8 protein-coding genes and 1 pseudogene are annotated in these 8,473 nt (G+C 34.3%); 2 read left to right on the forward strand and 7 right to left on the reverse strand.

The window, feature by feature from the left end; genetic code table 11:
- Positions 1-31 precede the first annotated feature (31 nt).
- A complete protein-coding gene (gene hemL, locus HMPREF1052_RS06015; RefSeq protein WP_005760614.1) occupies positions 32-1,315 on the reverse strand; it encodes a glutamate-1-semialdehyde 2,1-aminomutase in 1,284 nt (427 codons plus the stop codon).
- Positions 1,316-1,487: 172 nt separating this feature from the next.
- On the opposite strand from hemL, the gene wecA reads away from it, so the two are divergent.
- Together wecA and HMPREF1052_RS06025 are read left to right on the forward strand one after the other, a co-directional pair.
- Entirely contained in the window at positions 1,488-2,567 is a 1,080-nt protein-coding gene (gene wecA, locus HMPREF1052_RS06020; RefSeq protein WP_005760451.1) for a UDP-N-acetylglucosamine--undecaprenyl-phosphate N-acetylglucosaminephosphotransferase, read from the forward strand.
- 21 nt (positions 2,568-2,588) lie between these two features.
- On the forward strand, positions 2,589-3,371 hold the full coding sequence (locus tag HMPREF1052_RS06025) for a chain-length determining protein (RefSeq protein ID WP_005760564.1): 783 nt from the start codon (positions 2,589-2,591) through the stop codon (positions 3,369-3,371).
- Between the two features lie 140 nt (positions 3,372-3,511).
- On the opposite strand, the gene HMPREF1052_RS06030 is transcribed toward HMPREF1052_RS06025, so the two are convergent.
- The 6 genes and pseudogenes from HMPREF1052_RS06030 to HMPREF1052_RS11350 form a co-directional block, all read right to left on the reverse strand.
- Positions 3,512-4,879, reverse strand: coding sequence for a sodium-dependent transporter (locus tag HMPREF1052_RS06030; RefSeq protein ID WP_005760507.1), 1,368 nt, complete (start codon positions 4,877-4,879; stop codon positions 3,512-3,514).
- 233 nt (positions 4,880-5,112) lie between these two features.
- Positions 5,113-5,748, reverse strand: a complete 636-nt coding sequence (nth, locus tag HMPREF1052_RS06035; RefSeq protein WP_005760626.1) for an endonuclease III — start codon at positions 5,746-5,748, stop codon at positions 5,113-5,115.
- Entirely contained in the window at positions 5,745-6,458 is a 714-nt protein-coding gene (locus HMPREF1052_RS06040; protein WP_005760455.1) for an electron transport complex subunit E, read from the reverse strand. Before HMPREF1052_RS06040 ends, nth begins: the two co-directional genes overlap by 4 nt.
- 18 nt (positions 6,459-6,476) lie before the next feature.
- Positions 6,477-7,085, reverse strand: a complete 609-nt coding sequence (gene rsxG, locus HMPREF1052_RS06045) for an electron transport complex subunit RsxG (protein ID WP_005760555.1) — start codon at positions 7,083-7,085, stop codon at positions 6,477-6,479.
- Between the two features lie 9 nt (positions 7,086-7,094).
- On the reverse strand, positions 7,095-8,153 hold the full coding sequence (gene rsxD, locus HMPREF1052_RS06050) for an electron transport complex subunit RsxD (RefSeq protein WP_005760558.1): 1,059 nt from the start codon (positions 8,151-8,153) through the stop codon (positions 7,095-7,097).
- A 17-nt stretch (positions 8,154-8,170) separates the two neighbouring features.
- Positions 8,171-8,473, reverse strand: a pseudogene (locus HMPREF1052_RS11350) (electron transport complex subunit RsxC); the annotation flags it as partial.

An 8,473-nucleotide genomic window follows, 5' to 3' on the forward strand; every position in this document is an offset into this window, starting at 1 on the left:
GTCCTCTTTGCGGTTATGTCAATTGATTATTTTATGCAAGTGCCGCAAAGGCTTTATCGGCTACTTTTAATGTATATTCAATATCCTCATCTGTGTGAGCTAATGACATGAAACCAGCCTCAAATGCAGATGGTGCAAGATAAATACCTTCATTGAGCATTTTATGAAAGAATATTTTAAATTTTTCAGTATCACAATCCATTACATCTTGATAGCAAGTGACTTCTGGTTTGTCTGTAAAGAATAAACCAAACATTCCACCTACGTAGTTGACTGTGAATGGAACATGATGTTTTTCGGCAAGGGCTTTTAAACCTAATGCTAATTTTTCTGTTAATTCAGCAAGGCGTTTTTCATTACCTGTTTTTTGTAATTCAGTTAAACAAGCAAGACCTGCTGACATGGCAATCGGGTTACCTGATAATGTACCGGCTTGATATACTGGACCAGTTGGAGCAATATATTCCATAATTTCTTTTTTACCGCCGAAGGCACCTACAGGCATGCCGCCACCAATGACTTTACCTAAACAAGTTAAATCGGGTTTTACATTGTAATAAGATTGAGCGCCACTTAATGCCACACGAAAACCTGTCATTACTTCATCAATAATAAATACCGCACCATATTGGTCACAAAGCTCACGTAAACCTTGTAAGAAATTATTTTGAGGTGGTACACAGTTCATATTTCCAGCAACAGGTTCAACAATTACACAGGCAATTTGGTCAGGATATTGCTGAAATGCCCGTTTAACTGACTCAATATCATTATAAGTACAGGTTAATGTATGTTTGGCAAAATCAGCTGGGACACCAGGAGAATTAGGTTGACCTAAAGTTAAAGCACCAGAGCCTGCTTTTACTAAGAGTGAATCGGCATGACCATGATAACAACCCTCAAATTTAATAATTTTATTACGGTTGGTATAACCTCTAGCTAAACGAATCGCAGACATGGTCGCTTCAGTCCCTGAACTTACCATACGTACCATTTCAATGGATGGAATTAATTTACAGACTAATTCCGCTAAATCTATTTCAATTGAGGTAGGCGCACCAAAACTTAATCCATTTTCAGCCGTTTTCATTACTGCATTTAAGATAGCCGGGTGGTTATGACCTAAAATCATTGGCCCCCATGAACCTACATAGTCCACATATCGCTTACCATCGGTATCCCAAATATAAGCACCTTTTGCTTTTTGAATAAATACGGGTGTCCCGCCAACGCCTCTAAATGCTCGTACTGGCGAATTTACACCACCAGGGATAACTTTTTGCGCTCGTGAGAAGAGAGTATTGGAATCTGTCATAATGAGTTTCCTAGTTTATTTGTAATAAAATCTGATAAAACCGATATATTGTACTTCAAATATCATAAATATTTTCTTTTTTATAAAAATATTTATGTAGTGAATATCCCTTTATGGTATTCTTTGCCATCTAAAATTGTCATTTAAGAGCATTTATGAAGGTATAAATTAGATGTTATGGCTTAGTTTGATTCTTACATTTATCGTTTCATTTTTAACGATTATTATTGCAAAACCGATTGCGATTAAAGTTGGGTTGGTTGATAAACCTAATTATCGTAAACGTCATCAAGGTGCAATTCCATTATTGGGTGGTATTTCTTTATTTATGGGAAACCTTTGTTTCTATTTATTGCAATGGGATTCAACTCGTTTACCTTATTTATATCTCTTTTGTGTCTTAGTTTTATTAATCATAGGGTTGCTAGATGACCGATTTGATTTAAGTGCTGCATTACGAGCCGGTATTCAAGCCGTGTTATCTGTGTTAATGATTTATTTCGGTCATTTATCTTTAGAGCATTTAGGACAAATTATTGGTCCATTCCAAATTACCTTGGGTCCTGTTGGTTTTATTATTACTGTATTTGCAACTATTGCAATAATTAATGCCTTCAATATGATTGATGGTATCGATGGTTTATTAGGCGGTTTATCTAGCGTTAGTTTTTCAGCCATTGCGATTTTAATGCTGTTAGATGGGCAGTATGATTTAGCCGTATGGTGCTTTGCATTGATTATAGCTTTAATACCTTATGTGATGTTTAATTTAACTATCTTTGGTAAAGAACGCAAAATTTTTATGGGAGATAGTGGCAGTACATTAATTGGCTTCACAATGATTTGGATTCTTTTACTGAGTACTCAAGGAAAAGGACACCCAATGAATCCTGTGACTGCATTATGGGTGATTGCTATTCCAATTATTGATATGATCGCTGTTATTTATCGTCGTTTACGTAAAGGTAAAAGCCCATTTAAACCAGATCGTTTACATGTACATCACTTAATGGTTCGAGCAGGTTTAACATCACGTCAAGCACTTTTAGTGATTACCTTGTTTTCTGCGCTTTGTGCAGGATTTGGTATTTTAGGTGAAGTTTATTACATTAATGAATGGATAATGTTTATTTTATTTATTGGATTATTCTTCTTATACCTATATTCGATTACTAAAGCCTGGAAAGTAACTCGTTTTATTCGTCGTATGAAACGTAGAGCGCAACGCCGTTTGAATCAAAAAAAAGCATAATTTTATTATTTGGGGTTAACTATGTCAGAAAATAATTCAACTAATTCAAGTTCAGGATTTAAATTATTACTCATTACTCTCTTATCCACAGCTGTATTTGCAGGGGCAGGTTATGGGGCTAGCTATTTAATGAAAGAACAATGGACTTCAGATGTTTCTCTTGAAAAACCTTCAACCGCAGAATTAGGTAATTATTACTCATTATTTTCCACATATAATTTAGTTAATGAAAAGAAAGTCGATACTGAAGCCGATATGGTGGTATTTAATAGTTTTAAACAATTAGCGACTTCTTATGATCATGCAAAAACATTCTGGGAAAATACAGATTATTATAAGCAACAGCTTACGGATAACCCTCAACATGATTCTGAATTATTAGACAAGTTAATTAAAAAAATTAATCTTGTAGAAAATGGTAGTGATAAGGCTAGACTAACTCTAGAACTGGAAAATCCTAAAAGAGCTAATGAGTTGCTATCTTCTTATATGGACTATACGAATAATTTGAATAAACAATCTGTTTATAATGATCTTATTGTTAAATGGAAAAGTTTATTTGATCAAGTTAAATCTGCTAGCGAAGTTAATTTAGATTCTAACGGTAAACAAAACTGGGAAGCTAAGTTAAAAATGATGCGTTCAGTCTCAGGATTAGATGATAATTTATCTAGCTACCATTTTCTTAAAAAACCAGGACAAGCGGCGTTATCAGGTCCAGATCGTCTATTATGGGCAGGTGCTGGTGCAGGCGTTGGGTTTATCTTAGGATTATTAATTTCATTATTTATGCGTAGAAAATAGTTAATCAACTAAATAAAAAAGCCTAAATAATTTAGGCTTTTTTATTATGGTTAATACAGCAAAAGTGCGGTCATTTTCCTAAAAATTTGAATAACAATGCTATGAAAACTCAAATTTTTTCTTTGTTTGTAGTGATTAAATTAGAGTAAATTACTTAAGAAAATGACAATAATAATCACTGGAACAACATATTTAACATAGTTAAACCAAATATTAGTAAATGTTGAATTAGGCGAGTCAGAAAGTTCTTCTTTAGCTTTATCTTTTAATACAAAACCTACGAAAATTGCACAGCCTAATGCAGTGAGTAGGAATAAAATATTACCACTCACAAAATCGAATGCATCAAAAATACTTTTTCCTGATAGTCTAATATTGCTCCAAATGTTATCACCTAAAATAGATGGAATATTCCCAAATACAAAGATAAAACCTAAAGTTAGAGCAATTGCTTTGCTACGACGCATTTTTAATTTTTCTTGTAAAGCAGTAATGATAACTTCATAGATAGTAAGTGAAGTAGTTAATGCGGCAATTAATAATAAAGAGAAGAAAATAATTGCAAAGAAAGTGCCTGCCCATAAGTGGGAAAAGACAATAGGTAAACTTTGGAAAACTAATGTTGGCCCTGCGTTAGGTGCAATTCCAAAACTAAATAAGGATGGAAAGATCATAAAACCAGCAAGTACGGCAATAATAGTATTAGTGAAACCAGTAATAATTGCAGTTTGAACTAGGTTTTCTTCTTTGCTTAAATAACTAGAGAGCGTAATTAATACACCAAATCCAAGGCTTAAAGCAAAGAAAACTTGACCTAATACCATAATAAAAAGTTTAGCCGTAATTTTTGAAAAATCAGGTTTTAAATAATAAATTATGCCTTCCATTGCACCAGGTAATGTGACATTACGAATAACCATGCCAATGAGAAAAATGAATAGTAAAGGCATGAGATATTTTACGGAGCGTTCAATTCCACCAATAATGCCTTTTGCTAAAATAAAATAGTTAATGGCAACAAAGCTAAATGTATAAAGGGCAATTTGCATTGGGCTATTACCAATGCTTGAATCATAGAATGCTTTGGCGGTATCTTTAGTAATTGGCATTGAAATATCAAGTGTGCCAGTCAGCAAGCTAATAATATAATTTATTACCCAGCCGCCTAATACCATGTAATAAGCCATAATACCAAAGGCACCGAGTAAGCCCATGTAACCTATAATTTTCCAATATTTAGAAATATTTTTATCTTGTAATTTATCACCAAAAGCATCAATAGAGTTGACACGTAAGCGACGACCAATAACATTTTCAACTAATATCATGGGAATGCCAATTAAGATCATGGCAACACAGAATAACAAAACATAAGCTCCACCACCATTTTCACCGACTAAATAAGGAAAACGCCAAGTGGCACCAAAGCCAACCGTTGCTCCTGCAACAGTCATGATATAGGTGAGTTTGCTCGACCATGTTTGTCTTTCAGTTGTTTTTGTTGTCATTGTTGGTTCCATGTTTGTATAAATCAATTCGATTTTATAAATGACTTTAAGTTTAAGAAAGGGGCTTAAAATCTAGATTAAGTACTCGATAAATATCGAAAAAGGGGATTATTCTATCTTATTTTTTTATTTTTTTGTAGATGAATAAAAAATAATAGAGAAAAAATTTAATAAATATTTATATTTACTATATTACATATAAAAAAAGATGCGGTTAGACATCTTTTATTTAATTAAATATCAGTTTTATTTTTGTATTCACAGAGATCTTCAATGAGACAAGAACCACATCGGGGCTTACGAGCAATACAAGTATAACGACCAAATAAAATTAACCAGTGATGAACATCCATTTTAAATTCATCCGGAACCACTTTATTAAGTTTTTCTTCTACTTCTAATACATCTTTACCTGGTGCAAAACCAGTACGATTGGACACACGGAAAATATGTGTATCAACTGCGATAGTAGGATGCCCGAAAGCAGTATTTAATACCACATTAGCCGTTTTACGCCCAACTCCAGCAAGGGCTTCTAAGGCTTCACGATTTTCAGGTACTTGGCTGTGATGTTTTTCAATTAAAGTGCGGCATGTTTTTATAATATTTTCTGCTTTAGCGTTATAAAGCCCAATAGTTTTAATATATTCTTTCAGTCCATCTACGCCTAAAGCTAAAATATCCTCAGGAGTATTCGCTACTGAAAATAATTTATCGGTGGCTTTATTAACACCTTTATCTGTTGCTTGTGCGGATAAAATAACAGCAACTAACAACTCAAAAGGTGAACTATAATTGAGTTCTGTAGTTGGCTTTGCGTTTTCTGCTCTTAAGCGAGTAAGAATTTCAATTCGTTTGGCTTGGTTCATTTTTTACGATTCTCTATCATATTTTTTAAGGCTAACATTAATGCTAAACCAAGAAATGCTCCAGGCGGAAGAATGGCTAAAAGTAAGTTATTGTCATTTTGGAAGAATTCAATGCGTAATGATTTAGCCCAACTGCCAAATAATTGATCGAGACCATCAAATAAGGTTCCATTACCTAAAATCTCACGTAATGAACCTAATACAAATAAACTTAATGTCATCCCTAATCCCATAGAAAATCCATCAAATATAGAATGTAATAATGAGTTTTTGGAAGCAAAAGCTTCTGCCCGCCCAATAACGATACAGTTTGTGACAATGAGAGGAATGAAGATTCCTAAAGATTGATAAAGGGTATAGGTATAAGCATTCATTAATAGTTGCACTACAGTGACAGTAGTTGCAATGATCATCACATAAATAGGAATTCGAATTTCATGTGGAATTTGTTTACGGAAAATAGAAATCATTGCATTGGTACAAATCAATACAAACATTGTTGCTAAACCTAGCCCTAACGCATTAGTCGCACTGCTTGATACAGCTAATAGTGGGCATAAGCCTAATAACTGAACTAATGTTGGGTTATTATTCCAAATACCTTGTTTGAATAGATTTGCCCATAGCCCTTTTTCTTCTGTTTTGACTACCGCAGTTTTAGTTTCTGAGGTTTCCAAAGTGCGGTCAATTTGTTGAGAATTTTCTGTCATTTTGATCTCTTTGAAAAACTAATTGCATGTTGGATATTGTTCAAAATTACTACTTTTTAACATTAATAATGCTGAACGTTTTACTTGATTTATCAATGCGCGAGGAGTAATCGTTGCTCCTGCAAATTGATCAAATTTACCACCATCTTTTTTTACTGCCCATTCAGCTTGATTATTTTCAGTAATATGTTGATTCGTTAGGCTTAAAATCCAATTGGAAATACGTAAATCAATTTTATCACCAAGACCTGGGGTTTCATGATGTTCAATTGTTCGCACGCCTAAAACCTCACCTGAAGGAGTCAAACCCACTAAAATACGAATATCACCAGAATATCCATCATGAGCAACGGTTTCAAAAGCATAAGCCGTAATTTGTTGATTTTTTTTGGCTAAATAAATTTTATGAATATCAGGCAACGCGGATTTTATACAACTTTGCACTAAATTATTATCAAAGTAATTTTGAGGAATTACTTCTAATAATAATTTTCGTTGATTTTCACTGATTACTGAATCAATTTTATCTTTAGTAACGAAATATACGCCTGCAGATACTAGGGTACAAATCACTGCAACCAGTGCCAGAAGAAGACCATATCGAAAGGTTACAACAGCTATTTTCATGATGTTTCCTTATTTTCTATTAAAATGGCCAGATACACGAGGGCGAGTATATTGGTCGATTAATGGCACACAAATATTGGCTAATAAAATAGCAAATGCCACACCATCAGGATATCCACCGTAAAAACGGATAAGGCAGAGTAGTAAACCTACTAATACGCCAAAGATTAATTTACCTTTATGGGTAATGGAGGCTGTAACAGGATCAGTCGCAATAAAGAATGCACAGAACATGGTTGCACCACTAAATAATTGCCATAAGGGTGATGGCATATTATGACCAAATATCCAAGCACAACTAGAGAAAATGAACACTGTCGCCAATAAAGCCACAGGAATATGCCAATGAATAATTTTTTTCCAAATAAGGAATAAACCACCTAGTAAGAATGCCAAATTCACTTGGAACCAACCTAAACCAGCGAAAATAGATTGAGTAAATAATGGTGATTGGTTAATTTCAGTTAAACTTTGATGAGATTTTAAACCTGTTTTCACCGTGTCTAATGGCGTGGCTGAGGTAATGCCATCAATAGAAGCTGCCAGTTGATGCAAACTAAAACCATCTGAGCTTACTTGAGTAAAAATCAAAGAATAAGCATCAATAATTGTGGGTGGCTCTTGTAATAATGATACAGGAGGCATCCAATTTGTCATTTGTACAGGGAAGGATATTAATAATACGACATAGCCTACCATCGCAGGATTAAATAGATTTTGACCTAATCCTCCATACACATGTTTACCAAGAATAACTGCACAAAATATCCCAATCAAAATAATCCAATAAGGCGCATAAGGAGGGATTGCCATAGCCAAAATAAGGGCCGTTAAAGTGACACTAAAATCCGATACATAAAATAACTTTGACTTTTTGCGGAGAAGAGTAACGATAAATTCAAGTAAAAGTGCAAAGCTGATAGCTAATGTTACTTGGATAAGCACGCCAAAGCCGAAGTAGTGAATTTGCATAAATAATGCTGGAAGCATAGCTAAGATTACCCAAAGCATAATACGTGCTGTGAGTTTTCCTGAATGGCTATGTGGAGAACTTGCTATTTTAAACATATTGATAGCACCTTAAATTATTCTGTTTTATTTACTTGTTGTTGAGCTAATTTTTTCGCTTTAGCTCGAGCAATCGCAGCAGCAATTGCCGCTTTTTTAGGATCCGTTTCTGCTGATTCAGTAGCCGTAGAAATTTCTGTATTTTGTGCCGCAGTTTGGGAGACTTCTGATTGCTCATTAGCGCCTTGAGTCGCCTGTTTTTTCGCTTTAGCACGGGCAATGGCAGCAATCGCCGCTTTTTTAGGATCCATTTCTGTTGATTCAGTAGCCGCAGAAATTTCTGTATTTTGCACCGCAGTTTGGGAGACTTCTGATTGCTC

The sequence above is a fragment of the Pasteurella bettyae CCUG 2042 genome, assembly GCF_000262245.1.
Lineage (GTDB): Bacteria > Pseudomonadota > Gammaproteobacteria > Enterobacterales > Pasteurellaceae > Basfia > Basfia bettyae.

What these genes read in the sequence shown, in the direction of transcription:
- wecA (WP_005760451.1), top strand. Translation starts at nt 1,488, where the DNA reads ATGTTATGGCTTAGTTTGATTCTTACATTTATCGTTTCATTTTTAACG.
- rsxG (WP_005760555.1), bottom strand. Translation starts at nt 7,085, where the DNA reads ATGAAAATAGCTGTTGTAACCTTTCGATATGGTCTTCTTCTGGCACTG.
- HMPREF1052_RS06040 (WP_005760455.1), bottom strand. Translation starts at nt 6,458, where the DNA reads ATGACAGAAAATTCTCAACAAATTGACCGCACTTTGGAAACCTCAGAA.
- HMPREF1052_RS06030 (WP_005760507.1), bottom strand. Translation starts at nt 4,879, where the DNA reads ATGACAACAAAAACAACTGAAAGACAAACATGGTCGAGCAAACTCACC.
- HMPREF1052_RS06025 (WP_005760564.1), top strand. Translation starts at nt 2,589, where the DNA reads ATGTCAGAAAATAATTCAACTAATTCAAGTTCAGGATTTAAATTATTA.
- hemL (WP_005760614.1), bottom strand. Translation starts at nt 1,315, where the DNA reads ATGACAGATTCCAATACTCTCTTCTCACGAGCGCAAAAAGTTATCCCT.
- rsxD (WP_005760558.1), bottom strand. Translation starts at nt 8,153, where the DNA reads ATGTTTAAAATAGCAAGTTCTCCACATAGCCATTCAGGAAAACTCACA.
- nth (WP_005760626.1), bottom strand. Translation starts at nt 5,748, where the DNA reads ATGAACCAAGCCAAACGAATTGAAATTCTTACTCGCTTAAGAGCAGAA.